The organism is Paraburkholderia sp. SIMBA_027 (assembly GCF_046535315.1).
Lineage (GTDB): Bacteria > Pseudomonadota > Gammaproteobacteria > Burkholderiales > Burkholderiaceae > Paraburkholderia > Paraburkholderia tropica.
The window spans coordinates 1-270 of record NZ_JAWRWY010000622.1 but is presented as its reverse complement, the minus strand read 5'-3'; the positions used below and the strand labels follow the sequence as shown (position 1 = coordinate 270).

Below are 270 nucleotides of genomic sequence, written 5' to 3'. Positions count from 1 at the left end.
CTGTATGGAGGCTAATTCATCGCTCGCACGTTGACGCGCCGCTGGAACAATTTCCCGCATAAAGTTAAGTGCTGCTTCAGGTGTTTTTGCCATCTGATCGGCGATTTTCCATGCGGCATAATGAGGAAAACCAAGTAGTGTTGCCTGTTGTGCACGGATCTCCACCAGACGTTGAATGATAGCGCGGGTATCATTGGCATCATTTTTTTCCGCTCGCGTCCAGCCCGCAATAAACAGTTTTTCACGCGTCGCACGATCGCGCATTTCGGC

1 protein-coding gene is annotated in these 270 nt (G+C 50.7%); it reads right to left on the bottom strand.

The genetic code is table 11. The features are described from left to right. A partial coding sequence (locus SB764_RS40490) for a M3 family metallopeptidase (protein WP_410866824.1) occupies positions 1–270 on the bottom strand: 270 nt, incomplete at both ends.